This window comes from Pseudomonas fluorescens NCIMB 11764, assembly GCF_000293885.2.
Lineage (GTDB): Bacteria > Pseudomonadota > Gammaproteobacteria > Pseudomonadales > Pseudomonadaceae > Aquipseudomonas > Aquipseudomonas fluorescens_B.
This window is the reverse complement of record NZ_CP010945.1, coordinates 1,303,574-1,326,818: the sequence shown is the minus strand read 5'-3', so window position 1 is coordinate 1,326,818 and position 23,245 is coordinate 1,303,574. Positions and strand designations below refer to the sequence as shown.

23 protein-coding genes and 1 tRNA gene are annotated in these 23,245 nt (G+C 59.8%); 7 read left to right on the top strand and 17 right to left on the bottom strand.

Going from position 1 to position 23,245, the window contains the following annotated elements; translation table 11 throughout:
- Nucleotides 1-182: 182 nt before the first annotated feature.
- Nucleotides 183-1,625: an NADP-dependent succinate-semialdehyde dehydrogenase gene (gene gabD / locus B723_RS06085; protein WP_017335862.1), complete on the bottom strand. Its 1,443-nt coding sequence runs from the start codon at nucleotides 1,623-1,625 to the stop codon at nucleotides 183-185.
- Between the two features lie 349 nt (nucleotides 1,626-1,974).
- Between gabD and B723_RS06080 the strand changes: the two genes are divergently transcribed.
- The 4 genes from B723_RS06080 (at nucleotide 1,975) to B723_RS31990 (ending at nucleotide 5,256) form a co-directional block, all read left to right on the top strand.
- Nucleotides 1,975-2,051: transfer RNA gene (locus tag B723_RS06080), tRNA-Arg, on the top strand.
- Between the two features lie 180 nt (nucleotides 2,052-2,231).
- Nucleotides 2,232-3,227, top strand: coding sequence for a restriction endonuclease (locus tag B723_RS06075; RefSeq protein ID WP_017335861.1), 996 nt, complete (start codon nucleotides 2,232-2,234; stop codon nucleotides 3,225-3,227).
- A gap of 81 nt (nucleotides 3,228-3,308) precedes the next feature.
- A complete protein-coding gene (locus B723_RS06070) occupies nucleotides 3,309-4,316 on the top strand; it encodes an Abi family protein (protein ID WP_017335860.1) in 1,008 nt (335 codons plus the stop codon).
- A 613-nt stretch (nucleotides 4,317-4,929) separates the two neighbouring features.
- Complete coding sequence (locus B723_RS31990) at nucleotides 4,930-5,256, top strand: DUF3077 domain-containing protein (protein WP_080995101.1); 327 nt, start codon at nucleotides 4,930-4,932, stop codon at nucleotides 5,254-5,256.
- 82 nt (nucleotides 5,257-5,338) lie between these two features.
- On the opposite strand, the gene B723_RS06065 is transcribed toward B723_RS31990, so the two are convergent.
- From B723_RS06065 to B723_RS06045, 5 genes are all read right to left on the bottom strand, one after another.
- Nucleotides 5,339-5,605 (bottom strand): hypothetical protein, encoded by a 267-nt coding sequence (locus B723_RS06065; protein ID WP_033037465.1) that lies wholly within the window; start codon nucleotides 5,603-5,605, stop codon nucleotides 5,339-5,341.
- 20 nt (nucleotides 5,606-5,625) lie between these two features.
- Nucleotides 5,626-6,228, bottom strand: coding sequence for a hypothetical protein (locus B723_RS06060; protein WP_017335856.1), 603 nt, complete (start codon nucleotides 6,226-6,228; stop codon nucleotides 5,626-5,628).
- Nucleotides 6,225-6,791, bottom strand: a complete 567-nt coding sequence (locus B723_RS06055) for an RNA polymerase sigma factor (RefSeq protein WP_017335855.1) — start codon at nucleotides 6,789-6,791, stop codon at nucleotides 6,225-6,227. Before B723_RS06055 ends, B723_RS06060 begins: the two co-directional genes overlap by 4 nt.
- Nucleotide 6,792: 1 nt before the next feature.
- Nucleotides 6,793-8,484, bottom strand: coding sequence for a vWA domain-containing protein (locus B723_RS06050; RefSeq protein WP_017335854.1), 1,692 nt, complete (start codon nucleotides 8,482-8,484; stop codon nucleotides 6,793-6,795).
- Nucleotides 8,485-8,571: 87 nt separating this feature from the next.
- Nucleotides 8,572-9,132 (bottom strand): YbhB/YbcL family Raf kinase inhibitor-like protein, encoded by a 561-nt coding sequence (locus B723_RS06045; protein ID WP_017335853.1) that lies wholly within the window; start codon nucleotides 9,130-9,132, stop codon nucleotides 8,572-8,574.
- 140 nt (nucleotides 9,133-9,272) lie between these two features.
- Between B723_RS06045 and B723_RS06040 the strand changes: the two genes are divergently transcribed.
- Nucleotides 9,273-10,796 (top strand): apoptosis inducing factor family protein, encoded by a 1,524-nt coding sequence (locus B723_RS06040; RefSeq protein WP_017335852.1) that lies wholly within the window; start codon nucleotides 9,273-9,275, stop codon nucleotides 10,794-10,796.
- A 95-nt stretch (nucleotides 10,797-10,891) separates the two neighbouring features.
- Here B723_RS06040 and B723_RS06035 read toward each other — a convergent pair whose 3' ends face one another.
- The 9 genes from B723_RS06035 to B723_RS05995 form a co-directional block, all read right to left on the bottom strand.
- A complete protein-coding gene (locus B723_RS06035; RefSeq protein WP_017335851.1) occupies nucleotides 10,892-12,397 on the bottom strand; it encodes a YdgA family protein in 1,506 nt (501 codons plus the stop codon).
- Nucleotides 12,398-12,680: 283 nt separating this feature from the next.
- Nucleotides 12,681-13,316 (bottom strand): hypothetical protein, encoded by a 636-nt coding sequence (locus B723_RS06030; RefSeq protein ID WP_017335850.1) that lies wholly within the window; start codon nucleotides 13,314-13,316, stop codon nucleotides 12,681-12,683.
- An 82-nt stretch (nucleotides 13,317-13,398) separates the two neighbouring features.
- The gene (locus tag B723_RS06025; RefSeq protein ID WP_017335849.1) at nucleotides 13,399-14,847 is read right to left on the bottom strand and encodes an efflux transporter outer membrane subunit; all 1,449 of its coding nucleotides are present in this window, start codon (nucleotides 14,845-14,847) and stop codon (nucleotides 13,399-13,401) included.
- On the bottom strand, nucleotides 14,844-15,731 hold the full coding sequence (locus tag B723_RS06020; RefSeq protein WP_017335848.1) for an efflux RND transporter periplasmic adaptor subunit: 888 nt from the start codon (nucleotides 15,729-15,731) through the stop codon (nucleotides 14,844-14,846). The genes B723_RS06025 and B723_RS06020 overlap by 4 nt, the downstream gene beginning before the upstream one ends.
- Nucleotides 15,728-15,937: a DUF1656 domain-containing protein gene (locus B723_RS06015; protein WP_008034684.1), complete on the bottom strand. Its 210-nt coding sequence runs from the start codon at nucleotides 15,935-15,937 to the stop codon at nucleotides 15,728-15,730. Before B723_RS06015 ends, B723_RS06020 begins: the two co-directional genes overlap by 4 nt.
- Nucleotides 15,934-18,006 (bottom strand): FUSC family protein, encoded by a 2,073-nt coding sequence (locus tag B723_RS06010; RefSeq protein WP_017335847.1) that lies wholly within the window; start codon nucleotides 18,004-18,006, stop codon nucleotides 15,934-15,936. Before B723_RS06010 ends, B723_RS06015 begins: the two co-directional genes overlap by 4 nt.
- Nucleotides 18,003-18,431: a MarR family winged helix-turn-helix transcriptional regulator gene (locus B723_RS06005; protein WP_017335846.1), complete on the bottom strand. Its 429-nt coding sequence runs from the start codon at nucleotides 18,429-18,431 to the stop codon at nucleotides 18,003-18,005. The genes B723_RS06010 and B723_RS06005 overlap by 4 nt, the downstream gene beginning before the upstream one ends.
- A gap of 203 nt (nucleotides 18,432-18,634) precedes the next feature.
- Nucleotides 18,635-18,880, bottom strand: coding sequence for a DUF2789 domain-containing protein (locus tag B723_RS06000; RefSeq protein ID WP_017335845.1), 246 nt, complete (start codon nucleotides 18,878-18,880; stop codon nucleotides 18,635-18,637).
- A gap of 137 nt (nucleotides 18,881-19,017) precedes the next feature.
- Nucleotides 19,018-19,479, bottom strand: a complete 462-nt coding sequence (locus B723_RS05995) for an aminoacyl-tRNA deacylase (RefSeq protein ID WP_017335844.1) — start codon at nucleotides 19,477-19,479, stop codon at nucleotides 19,018-19,020.
- A gap of 262 nt (nucleotides 19,480-19,741) precedes the next feature.
- Here B723_RS05995 and B723_RS05990 point away from each other — a divergent pair, with 262 nt between their 5' ends.
- Nucleotides 19,742-20,272 (top strand): NfeD family protein, encoded by a 531-nt coding sequence (locus B723_RS05990; RefSeq protein ID WP_017335843.1) that lies wholly within the window; start codon nucleotides 19,742-19,744, stop codon nucleotides 20,270-20,272.
- A 2-nt stretch (nucleotides 20,273-20,274) separates the two neighbouring features.
- Nucleotides 20,275-21,033, top strand: a complete 759-nt coding sequence (locus B723_RS05985; protein ID WP_017335842.1) for a slipin family protein — start codon at nucleotides 20,275-20,277, stop codon at nucleotides 21,031-21,033.
- A 103-nt stretch (nucleotides 21,034-21,136) separates the two neighbouring features.
- Here the strand turns inward: B723_RS05985 and cysC are convergent, their stop codons facing one another.
- Together cysC and B723_RS05975 are read right to left on the bottom strand one after the other, a co-directional pair.
- Nucleotides 21,137-21,742 (bottom strand): adenylyl-sulfate kinase, encoded by a 606-nt coding sequence (gene cysC, locus B723_RS05980; RefSeq protein WP_017335841.1) that lies wholly within the window; start codon nucleotides 21,740-21,742, stop codon nucleotides 21,137-21,139.
- Nucleotides 21,726-23,240, bottom strand: a complete 1,515-nt coding sequence (locus tag B723_RS05975; RefSeq protein ID WP_017335840.1) for a TolC family protein — start codon at nucleotides 23,238-23,240, stop codon at nucleotides 21,726-21,728. Before B723_RS05975 ends, cysC begins: the two co-directional genes overlap by 17 nt.
- Nucleotides 23,241-23,245 lie beyond the last annotated feature (5 nt).

The window sequence follows — 23,245 nt, the reverse complement described above, 5'->3', positions numbered from 1 at the left end:
GCTCATCGGGCGGTGTGGTTCAAGGAAAATGCGGCGGGGTGCAACGGCGACAGCATGCGATGATCGACTGCCACAACGTTCCCGGCCACAGAGAAAATCCCGTTTGAAACACGCAAAGGAACAGCGCTCTCGTGCCCTTTGCGTTTGAAGCAATGCCTTGCCGTGGCCTGTCTGTTACGAGCTTAGATGCCCAGGCAGAGGTATTTGATTTCCAGGTAATCTTCGATGCCGTACTTGGAGCCTTCACGGCCTAGGCCCGACGCCTTGATGCCGCCGAACGGCGCGACTTCGTTGGAGATCAACCCGGTGTTGACGCCGACCATACCGTATTCCAGGGCTTCCGCCACACGGAACACACGGCCCAGGTCGCGAGCGTAGAAGTACGAGGCCAGACCGAACTCGGTATCGTTCGACATCGCGATCACTTCGGCTTCGTCTTTGAAGCGGAACAGCGGCGCCAATGGACCGAAGGTTTCTTCCTTGGCCACGGCTGCGTTCTTCGGCACGTTGGTCAGGATGGTCGGCTCGAAGAAGTTGCCTTCCATGCTCTTGCCGCCGGACAACACGGTTGCGCCTTTGGAAACGGCGTCAGCAATGTGCTCTTGAACCTTGGCCACGGCTTTTTCGTCGATCAGCGGACCGGTGGTGGTGCCTTCTTCCAGACCGTTGCCGATCTTGAGCTTGGACACGGCCACTTTCAGCTTCTCGGCGAACGCGTCGTAGACCGAATCCTGGATGTACAGACGGTTGGCGCAGACGCAGGTCTGACCGTTGTTGCGGTATTTGGAAATGATCGCGCCTTCGACGGCCTTATCCAGATCCGCATCGTCGAACACGATGAACGGCGCGTTGCCGCCCAGTTCCAGGGACACTTTCTTGATGTCCTTGGCGCATTCGGCCATCAGCTGACGACCGATTTCGGTCGAGCCAGTGAACGACAATTTACGCACGATCGGGTTGCTGGTCAGCTCGCTGCCGATGTCACCGGCGCTACCGGAAACAACGCTGAACACGCCAGCAGGAATGCCGGCACGCTGGGCCAGTTCAGCCAGGGCGAATGCGGAAAACGGGGTTTGCGAAGCAGGCTTGAGCACCATGGTGCAACCGGCGGCCAGGGCCGGACCGGCTTTACGGGTGATCATCGCGGCCGGGAAGTTCCACGGGGTGATTGCAGCGGTCACGCCGATTGGCTGCTTGATCACGATCAGGCGCTTGTCTGGCTGGTGGCCCGGAATCACGTCACCGTAGATGCGTTTGGCTTCTTCAGCGAACCACTCGATAAAGGAAGCGGCGTAAACGATTTCGCCCTTGGCTTCGGCCAATGGCTTGCCCTGTTCCATGGTCATCAGGCGAGCCAGGTCATCCTGGTTCTCGATGATCAGTTCGAACCAGCGACGCAGCTTGTTCGCACGGTCCTTGGCGGTCAGTGCACGCCAGGCCGGCAGCGCCTTGTCAGCGGCTTCGATCGCTCGGCGGGTTTCGGCAGCGCCCATTTTCGGCACGGTGCCCAGAATTTCGCCCGTTGCCGGGTTGTTGACCTTGATCGTCTGACCATTGTCCGCATCGACCCAAGCGCCATCGATAAAGGCTTGCTGGCGGAACAACTGGGTGTCTTTAAGCTGCATGTCGGCTTTCCTTAACAGCACCGCGACAGGCGCGGAGCAAATTATGATTGTAGAAAGGCGCCTCAAAAGGCTGCCGTCAGGGAAATCATTCACCGGGCTGAAGCACATAAATAGCGCACGGAATGAACTCGTGCGGTTCAGCACCCAGACAAGAGCGTTTGAAATCTCAAACGAATCCTAGGATCAAAGGGGTTAAAGGACAATAGCCTGTTCGAAAAAAAGAACGAAAACGCCGCATTTGCCCATTTTTTCTGATCAACGTAGCAAACGCAGGTTACGCTTCGCAAAAGCGCTGTCGATTCAGCGGCATGGACGCCTGCAGTGCATATGAGTATCATGGCGCCCGCTTGCACCAGTAGCTCAGCTGGATAGAGTACTGCCCTCCGAAGGCAGGGGTCGTGGGTTCGAATCCCGCCTGGTGCACCATAGATAGAAACGAGAAAGCCTCAGGCCTTAGGGTCTGGGGCTTTTTTGTGTCCAGAATTCGTCAATTGCTGTTGGGGCATGAAACACCTACCTTATCCTGCGTTTGTCTCAATGCGTTCAATATGGCGATCAACCCCAAACCGCGTACATACCGGCGCGATCGATGTCTAAGGAAGTGATATGGCGAAAATGTGGATGATCCGTGGCGAATCTGGCCGGCTATACGATGATTTTCGTGAGCGTGGCGTCGCCGCAATTGGATGGTCACAACTCGCGCCATTAGCCAAACCTGGTATGACGCGCAAAGAAGTCACTCGCCTCTACCAAGACATTGAGCCCAACATCAAACCCGGCACCGCTATTTCAGGCGCCTCGCAAGTATGGCGCTTCATCAATGAAATGCAGCCTGGTGACTGGGTGGTGACCTACTCGCCCGCCAACCGCACCTATTTAGTGGGCAAAATCACTGGCGACTTCAAACACAATCCTGATCTGGCCGATCTGGGAATGTCGTTGACCCGTCCGGTGCAATGGCAGGCTCAGGAAGTCGACCGCGATAGCCTGAGTACTGCCAGCAAGAACAGTCTCGGCTCAACGCTTACTGTATTTGTTGTACCTGATTTTGCCCTTCAGGAGCTGAAAGCGATGGCGGCCGGGGACAAGCCGCCCGCGTTACCACCAGTTGAAGAAGAGTATCCCGACAGCGATCCTCTGGCAGGCATGGAAAGTTTGGCTCTCGAACGCATTAAGGACCTGATCAACGCTTTGCCCTGGGATGATATGCAGCACTTGGTCGCAGGAATCTTGCGGGCCATGGGCTACAAAACCCAGGTCTCCCCGGCTGGCCCTGATCGTGGAAAAGACATCATCGCGTCACCCGACGGGTTTGGCTTTGAGAACCCGCGAATCATCGTTGAGGTCAAGCATCGCAAAGAGAAAATGGGCCGCCAGGAAATCTGCAGTTTTCTGGGCGGACGGCACAAAGATGATCGCGGGCTGTATGTCAGTACCGGCGGTTTCAGCAAAGATGCTTACTACGAAGCCGAGCGAGCCAGTGTGCCGCTGACGCTATGGACGTTGGACAACCTCGTACGAACATTGATTGAGCACTATGCCCAGACGGATTCGGAAACCAAACGACTGGTACCGCTGAAGCTGACGTACTTGCCGCTATAAATTCGTCTTTTGATTCAGGTTTCAACCCCAAATTTTAACCAACAAAACGAGGCTGCCATCAGTAGCCAAGGTGGTGTGCCGATGACGCAAGGCTATCCAAAACCGTGGCAGAGCTATCAAGAGCAGCTTGAATTGCTGATGGCTCGCGGGATGGTAGTGACTGATAAACCCAAAGCAATGGAGTATCTGGAGCGCATCGGATACTACCGCCTCAGTGGTTATTGGTTTGCCTTTCGCGAGCGCACCGAGCTCTGCTGCCCAATCAATCAGCAAGGCAGCAAACAACCATCCAAAACAAAACCGACTCGCTTTCCACTCGATGATTTCAAGCCTGGGACTACATTCCAGAATTCGGTCGACCTTTACGTTTTCGATAAGAAACTGCGGCTATTGATTCTGGATGCTTTGGAGCGCATAGAAATTGCGTTACGGGTGGACATTTCCCACGGGCTTGGCAAACACGAAAAGTTTGCTTACCTAAGGTCCGAGCTGTTCCACGAAAGCTTTTCTAAACAGCTGGACGGCAAAACTGGTCTGACTAAACATCATGTCTGGCTTGGCAAGCACGCTGCGTTGATCAATCGCTCGAACGAAGACTTTATTCGCCACAATAAGGAAAAATATGGCCTTCCGTTAGCGGTCTGGGTGGCGTGCGAGGTTTGGGATTTCGGCACGCTTTCGATGCTTTTTGCCGGTATGACTGAGGCGGATCAAGATGATATCTCGCAAGAGTACGGCATCAGCAATGGCAGGGTCTTCGCCAGTTGGCTTCGAAGCCTGAACTATCTACGCAATGTGTGCGCCCATCACAGTCGTCTGTGGAACCGAAACATCGTCGATCAACCGAAGCTGCCACCGATAGACCAAGCGCCGACATTGTCCGCGTTCCATGATGACGCACACCGTCGAGCTCGTCCGTTTATGCTTTTTTGCATCACTCAACACCTGATGAAGGTCATCAATCCATCATCGAGCTGGGGAAAACGCTTGAAGGCACTGCTGCTAAATGACTTCCCCAATCTGACCCATCTGGATCTCAACCTTGACGGCATGGGAATTGACCAAGACTGGCAGAAACGCGACTGGTAGGCGGCAAAAGCCAGGCAATAAAAAACCCCTGAGCAGTCTCAGCGCCGGAGCGCATCAACCGACAGGGGCCGTGTTGTGGGCGATTATAAGGATTGAGGACTTCTCGTCAACTACCGATAAGCAGGCGCAACCACATGAACGCGGAAGCAACTATCAAGGAAAACTTGACAGTTCGGTTCGGTGGATTGAGCCGAATTCGTCCAGTTTCTGGGCAGTTTCTTGGGTGGCTCGCTAAAATTGTTGCTGACGTTTTTCCCAGCACTTCGTTACGAATTTCAAGGTTGCAGGAGATAAGTCCGCACGACACCCTTCCGCCGTCGCTGCCAATTCGGCGGCCGGGCTTGGTAACCCGATGGAATAAAGGCGCAACAGCGCCCCAAACACGTTTGCAGGCGTTTTTTTTCGTCTGTGATCTTGTGCTATGGCGGCTGTGCGTGGGACGTCTTCGGACGTGCCGGTTTCCTTGATTCCCCGGTTTACCAACCTGCGCACAGTTGCCACCCATTCGCTTGGTATCGAATGCGCGGCAACTTCTAAAATCAAGGAAGTAAAAAATGCGCAGAATCAATCCGTATGAAATTCGACTTACCACCCAACGCGATTTCGAATCGCAATTCCCCCGCACCTCCATCAATGGAGGTGGCAAACGACCGACCCATCAGAACTGAAAACCATCGGCTTAACGCCTGCCATCTATTGCCTGGATAAGGCAGTCTTCCACGTCACTCGCGATGTGCCTCTCGGCGACGCGCTAGGCATGGCTTCTGACTTTCTTTTCCTTGCCAAGGCACTGACCAGAGATGCGGCCTATGACAAAGAAAGCGATCGCCATGCCTGGGCGGCACATTATCTAACGGCGCTGAGTAAGGCATTGGTAGATGATGCTGTGAAAGTGCTGACGCGAGACGAACCTTCGCGGAAGGGTAAAACCAAAGGATAGCGGCAACCCACCATTCAAATTGCGGATCCTGATTTGTACGGATCTGCAATTTGAAAGAGCAGTGCTTTCCTAAGTGCCGCTTTTACTCAGTCGTCCAATCAAACTCGTCGTACTCATCATCCTCGTCGTCCTCAATCTCTTCCTCATCAAGAACGTCTTCCTCAGGCGCTGCCTCTGCCTGCTTCGCCAGAAGAAACTCCTTACGACTCTCCGTCACTGCTCGCCGCAGTTCCTCGCCCTTTTCAGGGCAGCTGAGCATTTGGGCGATGCGGTCGATTTTTTTTGCCACGGCATCCTCCAACGCATCGGCTATAGGCCGATAGTGCGCGCTTTCGGGTGTTGATGCCAAATCGCGGAGCATCGCTCCCCTCAGTTTTTCTTCAATTCCTTGAGTCGTGCCGCGAGATTTTCCTGGGGAAAGCGCTTGTGCAATGTCGCCAACAATTCATCCGCCGCGAGTGTCTGACCGGCACTTTGTAGGCGCAGGACTTCAAGCAATTGCTCATCCAGGCTTTTCACCGGGGCGGCGGCGCGTTTGCTGACTTTTGCTTCATCGGCCACTTCGGCGTTGATCGATTCGCTCTGCGCAGGGGCGGCGAAACCGGCCATCGGTGCGGCTGGCGCTGGGGTCGCCAGCGAGCGCGCAACCGACGACGGTGCCTGTGCGGCCTCTTTTTTGGCGACCGGTGCGGACGCTTTAGGTGCGAAGTCATAACTCGCGGGCTGTTCTGGAGTTCGCTGCACCAGCGCCAGCATCAGCGCGACACCGACAAGGCTGGCAAATGCGACCTGCCAACGGGGTTTCTGGCACGCCTGAACCCAGCGTTGCCACCGGTTCGGTTTCGGCGCAGGGACTTCACGCTGTGCGGCGGACAGGATAAAGGCATCAAGATGGGCCGGTGGTGCGCCGGTCGAATGCTCGCGGAAATGTTGAAGCACTTCGTCTTCCGGTGGTTTGCGGGCGTCAGTCATGTCAGTACCTCCTCGGCCAGCAGCCGACGCAGTTTTTGCTGGGCGTAGCGCAAGCGGCTTTTGACGGTCTCCAGCGGTGTTTCGGTGAGGGTGGCGATCTGCGGCAGGTCGAGATCGCCATGGGCGCGCAGCAGGAACACTTCGCGCTGGTCGGTGGGCAAGGTGTGCAGGGCGACCTCGAGGCGCTGGGTATCGCGGCTCAGGCTCAGCAGTTGTTCGGGATCGGCGGTGTCATCGGCCAGGGCGTGGGTCTGTTCGTCATAGCTGTCGTGCAAGGGGTTGTGGATTCCGTGTTTGCGCCAGTGATCGATCAGGCGATTGCGGGCGATCTGGTAAAGCCATGTACGAAAATTCGCCCGACCTTGTGGCTGACTGGTGCTGCGGATCAGGCTTAGCCAAGTTTCCTGGTAAACCTCTTCGGCCAGTTCGGGCTTGCCGCTGAGGCCGAGGAGGAATCGATAAAGGCCTTGCCGGTGACGGGCGTACAGAATCTCGAACGCAAGCCCGTCGCCCGAGCGATAGCGGGCCAGCAGTGATTCGTCGCTCGATTCGGGAGCAGACATGTCAGTTGTAGCCTCCTTTAAGCGGCTCACTGTTGGAAGCTGTGGTGGTTCGCAGGCTCTGCGCCAGTTCCACCAGTTGAACGAACTCTGCGCGCAGACCGAATCGGTCTTCGCCTCGCGCCCCGCGAGCCAAGGCTTCGGTGTCCTTCAGGCTGAAATCACCGGTGTAACGGCCGTCCTTGAGCTGCTGGGAAAACGCTGCCACGGCCGCCGCAAATCGCAGGTCGTCACTGGCCTTGCCTTCCGTCCCCCCCGCAATCGGCCGCTCGATCAAGCGACTATTCCCACCTTCGGGCAACTGATAACGCACACGCAGCATCGCCAGTTCCCCGGCACTCCCCGAAACAACCGACTCGGACTTGCCATACCGCAACGGCTCCAACCAGCCCTTCTCGCCCTTCGGCACAATTTCGTACAACGCCGTGACCGTGTGCCCTGCGCCGATTTCACCGGCATCAACCTTGTCGTTGCTGAAATCCTCACGCTTCAGCGCGCGATTCTCATAGCCCAACAACCGGTACTCGCTGACCTGCGCCGGGTTGAACTCCACTTGCAGCTTCACGTTTTTCGCCACCACCGCGAGGGTCGAGCCGAGCTGATCCACCAGCACTTTGCGTGCCTCGCGCAGGTTGTCGATGTAGGCGTAGTTGCCGTCGCCGGCGTCGGCCAGTTGTTCCATCAGGTGTTCATTGTAGTTATCCACACCAAAACCCAGGGTGGTCAGGGAAACGCCAGTCTTGCGTTTGTCCACAGCCATTTGCTTGAGGCTGTCGAAGTCGCTGATGCCGACATTGAAATCGCCGTCGGTGGCCAGCAGGATGCGGTTGATGCCTTTGGGGATGAACGCTTGCTGCGCCATTTGATAGGCGAGCTCGATGCCCGACGCCCCGGCGGTGGAACCGCCCGCAGTCAATTGATCAATGGCTGTACGAATTTTCGCTTTTTCCCGTCCAGAAGTAGGCTCGAGCACTACACGCGAATCGCCGGCGTAAACCACCAGCGACACCCGATCCTGCTCGCGCAACTGATCGACCAGCAATTTCAGGGTGCTCTTGACCAGCGGCAAGCCCTCGCGCCGATCCATCGAACCGGACACGTCCACCAGAAACACCAGGTTCGCCGGGGCCAGTTCCGCCACCGCACGGTCCGACGCCTTGATGCCGATGCGCAGCAAGCGGGTGTGCGGGTTCCACGGAGACGGCGCCAGCTCAGTGGTCACGCCGAACGGCGATCCGTCGGTGGGCAAGGCGTAATCGTAGGGGAAGTAGTTGACCAGCTCCTCCAGCCGCACCGCGCCTTCGGGTGGCAGGCGACCTTGATTGAGCAGGCGGCGAACGTTGGCGTAGGCGCCCGTGTCGACGTCGGCGCTGAAGGTGGAGACCGGCGCTTCGGCGACGCTGTGAATCGGGTTATCCGCCAGCGCTTGATAGTGCTCACGCTGCTCATCCTGATAACCCGGCGGCGAAGATTCAGGCGCAAACCCCGCCATGGGGGCCGGACGCAGGCTGCGTTTGGTCATGGTCGCATCGGCCATGACCGCCTCATTGCGCACCAACGTACTTTGCTCCGGAGGCGAAACCGGAACCGCAGCGGATTCAGGCTTGGACGAAACACCGCAACCGGCAACGGCCAGCAGCAACCCGGCGGTGAAACCCTGGGCGGCCGGGCGGAGGACATGCAGAGGGAGGGACATGGGGGCTGACCTCAGGAGGAAATTGATCCATTCATCCTCTGAGACGGACAGCCCGGTCGGTTCGGGTTAAACCCGCTGAAAAAATCTTCAGCGGTGATAACGCCGCACCACGCTGCTGTTTTTCAGCACATGGCCTTTGATTTTTTCCAGCAACTGCGCGCGGGTCAGGCCAGCGGGCAAGGCGTCCGGCGCAAGGTCGAGCGCGTAGAGCTGGATGATGTAGTGGTGGGAGCTGTCGCCGACCGGCGGGCAAGGGCCGATGTAGCCGGTGGTGCCTTTGCTGTTGCTGCCACTCACGCCTTCGAGGGCGGATTTGGCGCCGACACCGGGTGCAATCTGACGGGTCGAGGGTTTGATGCCGTAGTGAATCCAGTGATCGACACCCAGGCCTTTCTGACCGTCCGGGTCGTGCATGACGATGGCGTAGCTCAGCGTGCCCGTCGGGGGCGCAGTCCAGCTCAGGGCCGGGGACTGGTTCTTGCCGCCGCACCCGGCCGCATCGCTGGCCGCCGCCGAGGTGAACAGGCGATTGTCCGAAACGCCGGGAATGCTGACGGTGAAGCGTTCCTGGGCCTGCGCCGGAAACTGCACGCAAAGGGCGACGGCAACGGCCGCCAGCCAAGGGTTCAGAGAGGTCAATCGGGTCATACCGGAGCACCTTGTGCGGGGTGGGGCCGTGGTCGGCGTGCAAACTATAGCCAAACCGTTCGTGCGGTGGCAGTGGGAATTGGCTGAACCACGGGATAGGCGCCAGACTCTTAAGTGACACGCCTGCCTGGAGAACGATCATGGCACTGCACCGCGTTGCCCGTTTTGCCGATGTTCCCGATAACCGAGGCCTGGAAGTCCGGATTGGGGACACCAAAATCGTCTTGCTGCGCAGTGGCGATGAATTGCGCGCCTATCAGGGCGAATGCCCCCACGCCGGGGCGCCGCTGGCCGAAGGGGCGCTGTGTCACGGGCGCCTGATTTGCCCATGGCACAAGGCAGCGTACCGGATCGAGGACGGCGCGTTGTGTGAACCACCGTCGCTGGACAGCCTCAAGCGCTATCCCCTGGAGTTGCATGATGACGAAGTCTGGGTCGACGAAAACCCGCTTCCGGATGCTCACACCCCGCCCGCCGATGATGAACGTACGTTTGTGATTATCGGCGCCGGCGCCGCAGGCACGGCGGGTGCAGCGGCGTTGCGCGAAAAGGGTTTCGGTGGCCGCGTGCTGCTGATCGACCGCGAACCCGAGGCCGGTTACGACCGTACCGTGTTGAGTAAATTCGTGATCGCCGGGGAGATGCCGCCAGAGGAAGTCCCGCCGCTGCGTGATGAACACTTTTATCGCGAGCAGCGCATTGATCGCATAAACGGTGAAGTGGCGAGCCTGGATGCCAAGGCCCGAACCGTGCAGCTCAAGGATGGCCAGACATTGACCTATGACGCTGCGCTGATCGCCACGGGCGGCACACCCAAATCTCTGGATTTACCGGGCGCCGCCCTGCCGCAGGTGTTTTTGCTGCGCTCGAAAGACCAGGCACAAAAAATTCTGGCCGCGGCCCAGCCAGGCCAACGGGCCGTGATTATCGGTGACAGCTTTATCGCGATGGAGTCCGCGTCGGCGCTACGCGAATACGGCCTGGACGTCACCGTGCTGGCCCGTCACGAGGTGCCCTTCGCCAAACAGTTCGGCGCAACGGTCGGCAAAGCCATTCTTGCCCGCCATGTGGCCCATGGCGTGGTGTTTCACACCGACAGCGAAGCCGCGCAGATTGAGGGCACAGACAAGGTTGAAGCGGTGAAACTGAAAAACGGTCAGCGTTTGCCGGCGGATTTGGTATTGGTCGGTATTGGCGTCAGCCCGGCAACGGGACCGTTCAAGGATCTGCCCAAGGAAAAAGATCATTCCCTTAAGGTCGATGGCGGTATGCGCGTGGTCGAAGGGGTGTGGGCGGCCGGTGATATCGCGACCTTCCCGCTCAACGGCCAGCCGCAACGAATCGAGCATTGGCGCCTGGCACAACAGCACGCACGGATCGCGGCGGCAAATATGCTGGGCGGTGACGAACATTACCTGGATGTGCCGTACTTCTGGACCTGGCACTTCGGCAAGAACTACGACTACCTCGGTCACGCCGAAACGTGGGACGAGGTCGAGTTCAAGGGCGATCCGTACCACCCACCGTTTATCGGCCTGTTCGGCAAGAACGGTGTGGTGACCGCCGCCATCGCCTGCGATGAAGAGCGGGCGATGGCGATGCTGGCCGAGCGGATGAAACAGCCGCTGCCTGTTGACGAGGCGTGGCGGCTGATTCGCGATTGATCTGAACATGTGCAGGCGCTGCCGCAGGCCGCGATCTGTTGCCTTTGAAGATCAAAAGATCGCAGCCTTCGGCAGCTCCTACAGGGTTTGTGGTTTTACTGGACGACGCCAGCACCACCGAGCTTGCTCATGACAAAGCCGACAAACTCTTCGACGGTCATTTTCTGGCCGTTGAATTCCACTTGTTTGTTGGCGTAGTGCAGCTTGGTGACGATGTTGGTGCCGTCCAGTTTGGCGAACTGCGTGCCGACCGCCATGGCGCCGAACATGTCGGCCGTGGCCGTGGCCTGATCAGCGATGACCTTGGCGTCGGTCTGACCGTCGATTTGCCCTTGGACGCTGAGCAAATCAACCAGCATCGGTTTGGACACTTGAATATTGACGTCCAGCAGGGCGATCAGCTGTTGGGTCAGTTGATCCGGCGGCAGGTCCATGGATTGTGGTTTGGTCAGGTCGAGCAGCAGGTTGGCGCGACTTTCACCGTTGGCGGTGGTGAACGACAGGTTCTCCAGGGCGACTTGAGGACCGGCCGCCAGCAGTTTCTCCAGACCGGTTTTGACCTGGGCTTCTTCGGCCGGGGTCAAGACCAGCTCGGGTGCCGGTTCGCCAGCCGCGGCCGCTTCGGCGGCGGCTTTTTCATAGGGCTGCAGTTTGGTCTGGTAAATCTGCATCAACGACATTGTCGCCGGGATGTCGAGGTTCTTCAGGCTCATGGCCATCTGCGCCGAACCCACCGATTTGCCGTTCAGGGACACTTCGCCGATCTTGTAATCGGCACGCCCGGAAGCGCTGGTGCCCGACTCCTCGGTCTGGTTCTTCATTTCGAATTTCTTGATGCCCAACACCGACTGCTGCGCGCCGAACGTGGTTTTGCTGTCGGTCAGCTCGAGGGTGTTCTCGCCGGTGTAGTAGCCATAGGTACTTTTCACCAGGTTGCTGGCCAGGGTCAGGCCGCTCAATTCGACTTTTACCGGTGTCTGGTCTTCAGCCACGGTGGTCAGTGTGAAGTTGTCCATGTAGCCGTTGGCTTTGACTTTCTGCGCCTGGGCGTTGGCCGAGACATCGAGGTTCAGGCCGGAGAATTTCAGGTGGGACTTGTCGTCCAGCGCGACATCCAGCGGCAGCAATTGGAGGGTGCCGTTGGTGGAGTTGTCATAGCCGATGTTGACCACGCCGGTGAGCGGCGATTTGTCCTTGGCGGCGGCGAACCACTTCTCGGTGATTGGCGTCTTTTCCAGTTCGTAGTGACTGGTGGCCAGGACCGGCAACAACTTCAGTGACATCAGGCGCGAAAGCGGCAGCGGACCGTGTTCGATGTGATCGACAAAGAGCAATTCGACCGGTGCCTCGCCGAACATTTCGCCTTGGCCTTTGAGGCGGTAGTGCGCGGTGCTGCTGAACACGTGGCGCTCAAGCGACACCAGTTCCAGCGACGCGGTGCCATTGGAACCGACCAGCGCGGCTTGCAGTTCCTTGTTGGCGTCGGCGATCGAGGTGTTCAGTACCCCTTCGAGTTTGGTGCCGGTGAACCAGGCACCGCCGGCGCTGATTGCACCGATGGCCACGACAATTCCAAGAAGCACGCCTGCTGATTTATTCATGAATGACCCGTTCAATGTCCGTTGTCTGAGGTGTGGTCGTCTTCCCTGAGCCCTTGACGGGCTATGGTCACGACTGCGTTTAAAGCGCGATGGAGATTAGCATCAGGCACACCGCGTGGCCCAATGTTTAAAGGTTAAAGAGTGTCTATGGACTGTGCGAAGGGGTTGAGAGTTTCGGTGCACATGACATCGCTATCGCGGGCAGGCCCGCTCCCACAGGAATTGCAGTGAACCCTGTGGGAGCGGGCCTGCTCGCGATGGCGTCCGATAAGGCGACATCAATTCAGGAATACTGCACTTCCATCTCATCCAGCTGATGATCAAAACTTTTCAGCCGTGCGGTCCACGTATAAACCAGCACCTCGAAATCCCGATTGATCACCGTCCCGCCCGTCACGTCCGCGCGTGGGTCGCAGAAATCCAGCTGATAGCGCTCGCGGGCCATGGCGGCGGCAACGTCGGAGAGCTCTCGGGCGTTGTTCAGCCAGTGCCAGTCGTCTTCGGCGATTTGCTTGTCCAGCTCAAGACATTGCTTCTTCAGCGTTTCGAGGCTTTTTTCCAGCGGCGTGCCGGTGAGTTCGCCCATGACTTCCTGGAACGTGCGCCCCGGTTGCCAGTAACTGCCCCAGAAATACCGGTCGAATACCGTTTCGACCCGACGCAAAGCGACCTTGGTGTCCCAGATCAGCACCAGCGTCTTGCCTTGTTCCAGTTGTCTTTTTTTGATGCGCTGGCCCTGGAGCGAAGCCCAGGCCACCACCACGATGGCCATCACGGCGATCAGCGCAGCTGCGCTGTCGAGGAACACCAGCGCCTTGTCGATCTGGTGAGCCAGCATGACGCCATAGAAATAGGTGGCCGACAGCAACACCAATGCCGCAATAGCGCACCAGAAGCCGGGAGCATAAGGGTTTTTCATTATTAGAGTCCCCATGACCAACGCGAGCCTTGATTGATGAGTTCGACGCACGATCTCATCAAGTCAAAGCATAGCAACGGCCTCAGGGTTTGCTGGTGTTCGTCGCTTGCGTTCGTCCGCTTTCCCAGCCACCGCCCAGCGCCAGGAACAAATCGATCTGGCTCATGGCAACTTGCGTGTTGGCGGAAGCCAGTTGCGCCCGCACATCGGTGTAGGTTCGGGTCGCTTGCAGGTCTGCCAGGAACGATTCACGACCCGCCTGGAAGAAGCGGTGCGTCTGATCCGCCGCCAGTTGCGCGGACTGCTCGGCATCCGCCAGGGCATCGCGGCGTTGCAGCAGCGCGGAGTATTGGGCCAGACCGGTCTGGGTCTCACGAATGGCGTTGAGCACCACGCCATCGAAGTGCGCCAGCGCGCCTTGGGTCGCCGCTTCGGCCTCGCGGACTCGCGCCCGGGAGCCATTGGACGGCACGGTCCAGGTCAGCAACGGGCCGAAACCCCAGCGGTTGGTCGCCGGTTTGCCGAGATTCTCCAGAATACCGACCGTGCCGACGGTAGCGCCGATGCTGATGTCCGGGTACAACTCGCCGGTGGCAACGCCGATACCTGCGGTCGCCGCGGCCAGTCGGCGCTCGGCCTGACGCACATCGGGGCGGCGTTTGAGCAACGTGGCGCCGTCACCGACCGGCAACAATTGCGCGATTTTCGGCAATTCGGCGCACGTTGCGGTGCCGGCGGGCAATTGGTCGACCGGTTTGGCCAGCAACATCGACAAACGGAACAAGCCCGCCTGACGCGCCGCTTCATAACGCGGCATGTCGGCACGCAGGGATTTGAATTGGGTTTGCGAGCGGGTGACCTGGGTTTCATCGCCACGCCCGGCATCGCGCAAACGCTGGATCAGCGTGGTGCCCTGGGCTTGCAGGTCGAGGGAATGCTGGGCGATTTCCCGTTCTTCGTTGGCCGCGCACACTTGGGTGTACGCCCGGACAACGTCGGCCACCAAGGTGATTCGCGCCGTATCCGCCGCCGCTTGCGTCGCATCGGCATTGGCCTTGGCCGCCTCGATCCCGCGCTGCAAGGTGCCGAACAGGTCGAATTGGTACGAGGTGGTAAGGCCGATGTCGCCGACATTGGCCACCGGCACTTTTTCCGGCAGCAGGAAGGCTTCGCCGGACTCCTGCAAGCGCTGGGCGCCGAGCTTCACGCCGCCACTCCAGCCACCTGCGGCCTGGGCTTCGTCGACCTGAGCGCGGGCGCGGGAAAGGTTCGCGGCGGCCACGCGCAAATCGGTGTTGGACGCCATGGCCTGCTGCACCAACTGGTCCAGACGCGGGTCCTGATAAAGGCGCCACCAATCGCCGGGCACCGGCGCCGAGACGACATTTTTGCCGTTCACCGCCAGGTTGCCCTGCAGGTCTTCACGGTGTACCGCGGCTTCGTCAGGCAGGTGATAATCCGGCCCGACCACCTGACACGCCGACAGCAACAAACCTAATCCGGCAACCGCCAAACCCGAGGCCCTGCTCATTTGCCCGGCTCCCGCTGCTGGTCATCAATGATCGACACCGTCGCGGTGCGCCCGGCAATCATGCGGAAATCTGCCGGCACCTCGTCGAAAGCGATCCGCACCGGAATCCGCTGCGCGAGTCGCACCCAGCTGAACGCAGGATTGACGTTAGGCAACAGGTTGCTGCCGCTGCTGCGGTCGCGGTCTTCGATGCCGGCGACGATGCTTTCCACGTGGCCGCGCAGGCGAGCGCGGTCGCCGATCACCCGGATATCGACCGACTGACCGACATGGATGCCATCCAGTTTGGTTTCTTCGAAATAGCCGTCGATATGGAACGAATTGCTGTCCACCACCGACAACACCGGGCGCCCGGCAGTGACGAATTCCTGCGCACGCGGCGCCCGGTCGTTGACGTAGCCATCGACCGGGCTGCGGATGGTCGAGCGGTCGAGGTTGAGCTGGGCACTGTCTACCGTCACCTGCGCTTCCATCAATGCCACTTCGGCGCGGGCCACCCGCGATTGGCTCTCTTCCAGCTGCTCGCCCGGCACCAGGTTGCCGAGGCCGCGGTTACGCTTGGCTTCTCGCTGCGCTTGCGCCAGGGTTTCCTGACGGTCGGCGACCGCCGCCCTGGCTTGGCGCAGTGCGAGCTTGAAACGGTCCTGATCGATGCTGAACAGCACCTGGCCGCGTTTCACCAATTGGTTGTCGCGCACCTCGACGTGCTGGATCAGGCCGGACACGTCCGGGGCGATCTGCACGATGTCGGCGCGGATATGCCCGTCGCGGGTCCACGGGGCGAACATGTAATACATCACCATGCGCCAGACCACGACGACGGCGAAGGTCACGATCAACAGGGTCAGGACCACACGGCCGAGGGTCAAAAAAGGTTTTTTCATGTCATCAGGTATCGACTGAGTGAGTCCACGGCGCCGAGTAGCAAAGCGTAGAGAGCCACGTTGAACAATGCCCGGTGCCAGACCAGACGGTAAAAGTGCAGGCGCGTCAGCAACCCGTGCACCAGCAGGTAAATCACATACGTAATGCCCATCAGCACCAGCAGCGTGGGCAGGAACACCCCGCTGATATCCAGGTCACCGATCATAAAGGCGCTCCATCGATGCCATGGGGAAGCGGTTCTTCGAGGTCGCCGGCGCCGACGAATTCAACGCCGGGAAGCAGTGCCAGACGCAAGCCGCTCAATGCGTGCAGCAGGTGCAGACGGGCGCCTTCATCGCACTCGCGGTTGAGGGCTCGGCGCGTGCGGTCCATGGTCATCAACAACGCACCGGGCGCCGGCAAACGCTCGCCAGCCTTGAGGCAGGCTTTGAAATACTCGCCGACTTCGGCCACCACTTGATGCAGCAGCACCTGCGGCACGCCGAGCACACGCGGTGTGTAGGCGAGCAGGTCGAGCAGGTTCAGCGCCACGCGCACTTCCCGCAGCGCGATGCCAGTGTCCTGGCCGGTCATGGCCAGTCGCGGCAAATGCTGCATCAGGCGATCGAGGATCTGCACACCCAACTGCCGATGTTCGGCCAGCGAGGCGGGTTCGGTGAGGCTGACAATGTCGCGCCAGCTGAAACGGGTCAGGCGCTTGGCCGCCAGTTCCGCGCCGAACGGCCGCGCAATCAGGGTCCAGACAAAGGCGAACAGCAAGCCGACCGGGCCCGCCAGGTTGGAGTTGGCGAAGCTGAGGAAATCCGCGTCGTAAGCACCCTGGATACTGATGAAGGACGAGGTGTTGACCAGCGTCAGCAGCATGCCCAGGTAAAACTGGGGCTTGACCGTCAGGGTGCCGATGCAGATGAACGGCACGGCGAACGCCAGCACCAGCATCGGAAAATCATGCAGGTTGGGCAGCACCAGAAACAGGTAAAGACTGGCGAACAGCACCGACATCGCGGTCCAGAAGAAGAACCGGTAAATCTGCGGCGCCGGGTCGTCCATCGAGGCGAAGAAACTGCACGCTACCGCCGCCAGAATCACCGCGCTGCCGCCGTCGGTCCAGCCGAGCAGAATCCACAGCACCGAGGCGACGATGATCGCGGTGACCGTGGACGCCGCCGAGTAGAGCATCAGCCCACGGTCGAGAAATGGCGACAGCCGACCGAGGCGCCAGTGCCGATACACCGCGCGCCAGCTGTCCTGGCTTTCGCACTGAATCGCGTATTGCAGGCTGCGGCAGTCTTGCCACAAATCGATCCATTCGCCCAGACGATACAAGGCGTTGGAGAACAGCAGTTGCTTGCGATCATCCAGCGCTTCGGCGGACGGTTGCAGCGCTTCGAGTTGATCTTTCAGCGCTTGCCAGCGGTTGAGGTCGGCGTCTTTGTGGCCAAGCCATGCCGTGGTGGCGGCCAGCAACGGCGAGAATTTGTCCACCAGCTCCGGCGTGCGCCGCTCGAGGGCGTAGAGCGCATCGTCGAGGGCGTCGATCACCGGCAACAAATGAATCATTCGCCCGCGCAGTTCCTTGGTGTTGCGCACGGTTTGCGGGCGCGCGCCCTCGTGGGGCAACTGGCCGATCATCAATTCCAGGGTGTTGAAGGTTGCGACCATTGATGCGCGCAACGCGCTGACTTCTTCGGGCTGCACGTTGCGGCTAAGGAAGCGCAGGCTGTAGGTCGAGGCATCGGCGAACCATTTGCTCACCGAATCGTTGAACACCGGCGCCAGCCGCCGTGGCCAGAACATCGCACCGACCACCGCCGCGACGGCGATGCCGAGGAAAATCTCCTCAGTCCGCGCCTCGGCCACGTCCCACACCGCCAGCGGGTTATCGACCACGGGCAAGGCGATCAACGGCAGCGTGTAACCGGCGAGCATCAACGCGTAGCTGTTGGCTGTGCGCAGGTGCAGCGACAGGAACAGCAGAATCCCGGTCCACAGCGCGATGACCAGCACCAGCACATAGGGGCTCTGAACAAACATCGGCACAAAAAAAACCGCCGCCGCCGCGCCCAGAAACGTACCGACCGCGCGATACAGCGCCTTGGAGCTGGTCGGGCCGACGAAGGGGCTGGAAACGATATACACCGTGGCCATCGCCCAGTACGGACGCGGCATTTGCATGAGCATGGCGATGTACAACGCGATCATCGACGCCGCGAAGGTGCGCACGCCGTAGAACCAGTCCCGGGCCGGGGGAACGCCGGTAAAAAATCCGCTCAAGGGTTCACCACCGATGGAGCGTTGGCGGCTTCGAACGCTTTCAATACCCGCAACGCCGCTTCCAGATCACTCGGGGCGATCCCTTCCAGCACTTCATTGCGCAAGCGCACCAGCTCGATTTCAACCGCCTGGACCAGCTCGCGGCCGGTGTCGGTCAGGCTCAGGCATTTGGCGCGACGATCATGCTCATCTTCGGTTCGACGAACGTAGCCGGCATGACACAGCTGATCGAGCAGACGTACCAGGGACGGGCTCTCCATCCCGGCCGCCTGTGCCACCGTCACCTGCCGCACACCCTCGCCCAGACGCCCGATCATCAACAACGGAACGGCGCAGGCTTCGGAGATTCCATAGTTGACCAAGGTGGTCTGGCAGATCTTCCGCCAGTGCCGGGCGGCCACCACCATGGAACTGCTGATGCTCATCTGAAGAACGTCGAGATTTTTTGACACGGGCGAATAGACACACTGTTAGTTTGCTAACTATCAATATGGCATTTGGGGGGAAAGTTGGTCAAGTTTTGAAACAATTTGGCGGTCAAGACACCGTAAAAATCAGCAGGGATCGCTAAACCTCCTGCCTGCCCACCCCTCATCGCATCCTGGAAAAGCCAGTTTTCCGATGTTCTTTACCCCCCTCGCCCCTTCCTCAGCAGCACATTCAACTGATCCACCACCTCCGCCCAATCCGCGTCATCGAGAATCTCGTCGCGCAAAAACTGCGCTTGGCTCTTGGTCCAGAAAAAGGCGTCCGCCAGGTGCAATTCCGGCTTGAGTGGTGAGTGGGTAGCGATGAATTTATCGATGCTTTCGGCGTCATCCGGGAGGCCGAGCTGTTTGAACAGTGAGGGGAGGCTGTGGGTTGGGGATTCCATGTCGGGCTCCTGGGAATGGCTGATGATTGGGTGACCGCCAAGCGGTCAATCGCGAGCAGGCTCGCTCCCACAGGGACACGCGGTCAACTGTGGGAGCGAGCCTGCTCGCGATGGCGGCGTCACTGACGACACATGACTCAATAACTCAACTCCCGCACTTCGGCATGCGGCACCATTTTCAGAAACTCCGGCATGTTCATGTGCAGCAGGTTGATGTGGTTGCCGGCTTCCAGATAAATGTCTTTCTGCCGGGTCAGCAGTGGGTCAATGACCACATCCAGCCCGTAGGCCTCGCCGAGGGCTGGCACCGCGCCACGTTCGCAATCATCGAACAGGTGCGGCAGGTTGCTTTCCCGGGAGACCTGCCATTCGCCACTACTGCGTACTTTGCTCAGGTCCAGGTGACGGCTGGCGGGGAGTACGGCCATCAGGTAATGACCGTGGTGATCGTCGAGGATCACCGACTTGGCCATCCTTTCGGCTGGAATGCCCGAGACCCGCGCGGTCTCCAGGCTGCTGGCCGAGTGTGGGTGGGTGACAATGTCATATTCGCATTGAGCCTTTTCCAGGCTTCTCTGCACGGTTCTTGCCATACGCATGATGCACCTCGGTGTCCGCGAACAGTCTGTGACGGACGATGGGTTAACACGTTGCTCTGTACTGAAAGTCTAGGCCTGCCGACGCATTCCGGCGGGAAATCTGCCCACTGGAACATCGTCGACAACTGATCAAAATTCGTACAACCAACGGCTCGACTAAACTGTATTTAGCGATGGGCGTTAACGGGAACGCGGACTCAATGGATGGGCGAGGCGCTCTCAGGTTCATCGCGAGCAGGCTCGCTCCTACAAGGAGGGTCAAGTGAACACGCGTAGCTGTGCAGTGGCGTTGCTGTTGGCCTTGAGCGGATCGGCGTTCGCGGCGGACACCCTCGTGCTGATCCCCAACCCCATCGGGATTTGGCTGATTGTGTTGGGCATCGCCTTTCTGATCGCCGAAGCGGCCTTGCCCAATTATGGCGTGATCGGGTTGGGCGGGATTGTGATGTTCGTCATCGGCGCGGTGATCCTGAGCAACACCGAGGTGCCTGTCCCGTTGATGATCGGCCTGGGCCTGATCAGCGCGTTGTTGCTGATATTCCTGGTGATCCGCGCCCTCAAAACCCGACCGCGCCAAACCGTCAGTGGCGATGCCGGGCTCGTGGGCAGCGTGGCGCCGATCATGTCGTTACAACCCGGCAATGCCTGCAACGGCTGGGTGCACCTGCAAGGAGAACAGTGGCAAGTCCTCAGCGCCACGCCACTGGAAACCGGGCAGCGGGTCCGGGTGGTGGCGCGCAAGGGATTACTGCTGCAAGTGGCCGCGGCTGACGCGGCGCCGGGTGGAGAATAGCCATGGGCCTGCAACTGGGTTTTGCCGCGCTGCTGCTGTTGGTCATTGCGCTGGCGGGATCGACCTTTCGCATCCTGCGCGAATACGAGCGCGGGGTGGTGTTCCAGCTCGGCCGTTTCTGGCAAGTCAAAGGTCCCGGCCTGATCCTGCTGATTCCCGTGGTGCAGCAAATGGTTCGCGTCGATTTGCGTACCGTGGTGCTCGATGTGCCGTCGCAAGACGTGATCACCCGCGACAACGTCTCGGTCAAGGTCAACGCGGTGCTGTACTTCCGCGTGCTCGATCCGCAGAAGGCAATTATCCAGGTCGAAGATTTCCTCATGGCCACCAGTCAGCTGGCCCAGACCACCTTGCGCGCGGTGCTCGGCAAACACGAACTCGATGAGCTGCTGGCCGAGCGCGAACGGCTGAACATCGATATCCAGCAAGTGCTCGATGCCCAGACCGACGCCTGGGGCATCAAGGTCGCCAACGTCGAGATCAAGCACGTGGACCTCAACGAATCGATGGTCCGCGCCATCGCCAAACAGGCTGAAGCCGAGCGGGAGCGCCGGGCCAAGGTCATCCACGCCGAAGGTGAACTGCAGGCTTCGGAAAAGCTCATGCAGGCCGCCGAAATGCTCGGCCGCCAGCCGGGCGCCATGCAACTGCGCTACATGCAGACCCTGAGTTCGATTGCCGGGGACAAGAGCTCGACCATCGTCTTTCCACTGCCGATCGAATTGCTCAAGGGCATGGCAGATCTATCGCAAAAGCCTTGAGGCAGTGAAGACTGTGGCGAGGGAGCTTGCTCCCGTTGGACTGCGTAGCAGGCCGCTTCGCAGCCCAGCGGGAGCAAGCTCTCTCGCCACGAAAACACCCGGCTCACGCTCTGGGTAAGACCGCACATTCTCCGAGCCAGGTCAGCAAACGGTCGAGACAGGCCTCGACCGACTGCGCTCCGGTGTCGAGAACCAGCCCGGCAGCCGGCGGAGGTTCATAAGGTGCAGAAACCCCGGTAAATCCTGGCAGGTCACCGCGACGGGCCCGGGCGTAATGACCTTTGGGATCGCGCTGCTCGCATACCGCCAGGGAAGCGCTGCACCAGACTTCGCGATAATCCTCGCCTAAACGCGTGGCAAACAGTTCACGCAACTCCAGTAACGGCGCAATCATCGCCAGAATCACCACCTGCCCGTTTTCCACCAACAACGCCGCCAGTTCACTGGCCCGGCGGATGTTCTCCAGGCGGTCGCTGTCAGCAAAACCCAGATCGCGGTTGAGCCCGACCCGCAGCCCATCGCCGTCAAGCACAACACTCTGCACGCCGCGCTCGAACAACTGTGCGTGCAGCGCCTGGGCCAGCGTCGACTTGCCTGCCGCCGGCAAACCGGTCAACAGAATCGCCGTGCCGCGATGGCCGTTTCGGGCCTCCCGTTGTGCACGGCTGATGCTCGCTGTCGGCGCCTGAAGGTTATTGAGCCTGGGCATGAGCCACCGGCACTGTGATGTTGCCCGCCGCCCACGCCGCTTCGCGATTGGCCAATGCGGTGGCGATGGATTGGACTTCAGTGGACTGCACTTGATCGGGCAGCGGATCGAGCCCCGCGCTGGCAAAAATCTGCCCGTAGGCGTTGCGCAGATCGGCGTACGACAAGTCGCGGCGCAGATCGGCCTGCAAGGTGTTCAATTCGCCCTGAATCAAGTCCAGTTCGCCCAGCCCTGCCGCCTTATAGCGATTGCGCAACTGGCCGACAATCTGCCCGTCAATGTCCGACAGTTGCTGATTGGTCTTGAACTGCCGCAGTGCCTCGCGGTAGTTGGCGTTGGCCACGTAGAGCTGCGCCAGCACCGCAATCGACATCGCCTGACGACGCGCCGTGGCCACTTCTTCACCGGCCTTGGCGACGTTGATTGCCGCCGGCGCCGAAATCACGCTGAACAGGTTCCACGTGACCTTCACGCCATAGTCAGCCCAACCCTGCTCCACCAGGAACGAGTTGCTGTCGTAATGCCCGCCAGCGGAGAACTCCAGGCCCGGCAGCAGGCGCAACATGGCTTTACGGGTTTCGGCAGCGCTGATGCGGCTTTGGTAATCCTGCTCACGCAGTTCCGGACGGCTGGTCAGGGCTTCCTGTTCCAGACTGGCGAGGTCCACTTTCAATTCGGGGATGACGTAGTCGTCCTGAGTCGCCAGCGTCAGATCGGTGCCCAGCGGCAGGTTGATCAGGGTCGCCAGTTCGGTTTTCGCCAGCGACAGCGCGCGGCGCTGTTCTTCTAACTGGCGGGTGGCTTCGATCAACGAGCGTTGATAACCCAACGCCTGGATCGGATCGCCGATGCGCTGCTCACTCATGCTCTGGCTGTTGCCGCGAGCGGTCTCGACCCGAGCCATGAGGCTGTCGATCTGCTTGAGCAACCGTTCGGCAGCCATGGCCCGCCAATACGCCGAGCGCACGTCCTGAACGATGGTGTTGATGACTTTGCGCCGACGCTCCTGAACGATCAGTCGCTGGTCGCCCTGTTGCTTGGCGCTGATGTAGCTGACGCCAAAATCCAGCACGTTCCAGACCATGGTCAGGTCGGCGACTTCACGGTCGCGGTCCTGTGAAGTCGATGGCTCCAGCGACTGAGTGCCGGTCCGTACGCTCTGGCTGCTGGAAGCGTTGACGTTGTTGCGGCCGACGTACCCGGCGTCCAGCGCCATGCGCGGCAACATGTCGAAGCTGGCCAGGTCGAGTTGGCGCTTGGCCAGGGCCTCTTCCATGATCTTCAGCCGGCCTTCAAGGTTGTATTTCACCGCGCGGGCCATGGCCTGATGCAGGGTCAGCGGACCGCTGAGGGGTTCCTGGCCCTTGTACATGCTTTGCAGATCGCTCTTGGCGCGTTGCTCGCTGACGCTGCGTTCGATCGGTTCACTTTTGACTGCACATCCACTGACTGCCAGCGCGAGCAGGCTCGCGACGAACAACTTCTGACTTCTCTTCATCCTTG

Coding starts and splice junctions, on each gene's coding strand:
- gabD (WP_017335862.1), bottom strand. CDS start 1,625: ATGCAGCTTAAAGACACCCAGTTGTTCCGCCAGCAAGCCTTTATCGAT.
- B723_RS06075 (WP_017335861.1), top strand. CDS start 2,232: ATGGCGAAAATGTGGATGATCCGTGGCGAATCTGGCCGGCTATACGAT.
- B723_RS06070 (WP_017335860.1), top strand. CDS start 3,309: ATGACGCAAGGCTATCCAAAACCGTGGCAGAGCTATCAAGAGCAGCTT.
- B723_RS06060 (WP_017335856.1), bottom strand. CDS start 6,228: ATGACTGACGCCCGCAAACCACCGGAAGACGAAGTGCTTCAACATTTC.
- B723_RS06055 (WP_017335855.1), bottom strand. CDS start 6,791: ATGTCTGCTCCCGAATCGAGCGACGAATCACTGCTGGCCCGCTATCGC.
- B723_RS06050 (WP_017335854.1), bottom strand. CDS start 8,484: ATGTCCCTCCCTCTGCATGTCCTCCGCCCGGCCGCCCAGGGTTTCACC.
- B723_RS06045 (WP_017335853.1), bottom strand. CDS start 9,132: ATGACCCGATTGACCTCTCTGAACCCTTGGCTGGCGGCCGTTGCCGTC.
- B723_RS06040 (WP_017335852.1), top strand. CDS start 9,273: ATGGCACTGCACCGCGTTGCCCGTTTTGCCGATGTTCCCGATAACCGA.
- B723_RS06035 (WP_017335851.1), bottom strand. CDS start 12,397: ATGAATAAATCAGCAGGCGTGCTTCTTGGAATTGTCGTGGCCATCGGT.
- B723_RS06030 (WP_017335850.1), bottom strand. CDS start 13,316: ATGAAAAACCCTTATGCTCCCGGCTTCTGGTGCGCTATTGCGGCATTG.
- B723_RS06025 (WP_017335849.1), bottom strand. CDS start 14,847: ATGAGCAGGGCCTCGGGTTTGGCGGTTGCCGGATTAGGTTTGTTGCTG.
- B723_RS06020 (WP_017335848.1), bottom strand. CDS start 15,731: ATGAAAAAACCTTTTTTGACCCTCGGCCGTGTGGTCCTGACCCTGTTG.
- B723_RS06015 (WP_008034684.1), bottom strand. CDS start 15,937: ATGATCGGTGACCTGGATATCAGCGGGGTGTTCCTGCCCACGCTGCTG.
- B723_RS06005 (WP_017335846.1), bottom strand. CDS start 18,431: ATGAGCATCAGCAGTTCCATGGTGGTGGCCGCCCGGCACTGGCGGAAG.
- B723_RS06000 (WP_017335845.1), bottom strand. CDS start 18,880: ATGGAATCCCCAACCCACAGCCTCCCCTCACTGTTCAAACAGCTCGGC.
- B723_RS05995 (WP_017335844.1), bottom strand. CDS start 19,479: ATGCGTATGGCAAGAACCGTGCAGAGAAGCCTGGAAAAGGCTCAATGC.
- B723_RS05985 (WP_017335842.1), top strand. CDS start 20,275: ATGGGCCTGCAACTGGGTTTTGCCGCGCTGCTGCTGTTGGTCATTGCG.
- cysC (WP_017335841.1), bottom strand. CDS start 21,742: ATGCCCAGGCTCAATAACCTTCAGGCGCCGACAGCGAGCATCAGCCGT.
- B723_RS05975 (WP_017335840.1), bottom strand. CDS start 23,240: ATGAAGAGAAGTCAGAAGTTGTTCGTCGCGAGCCTGCTCGCGCTGGCA.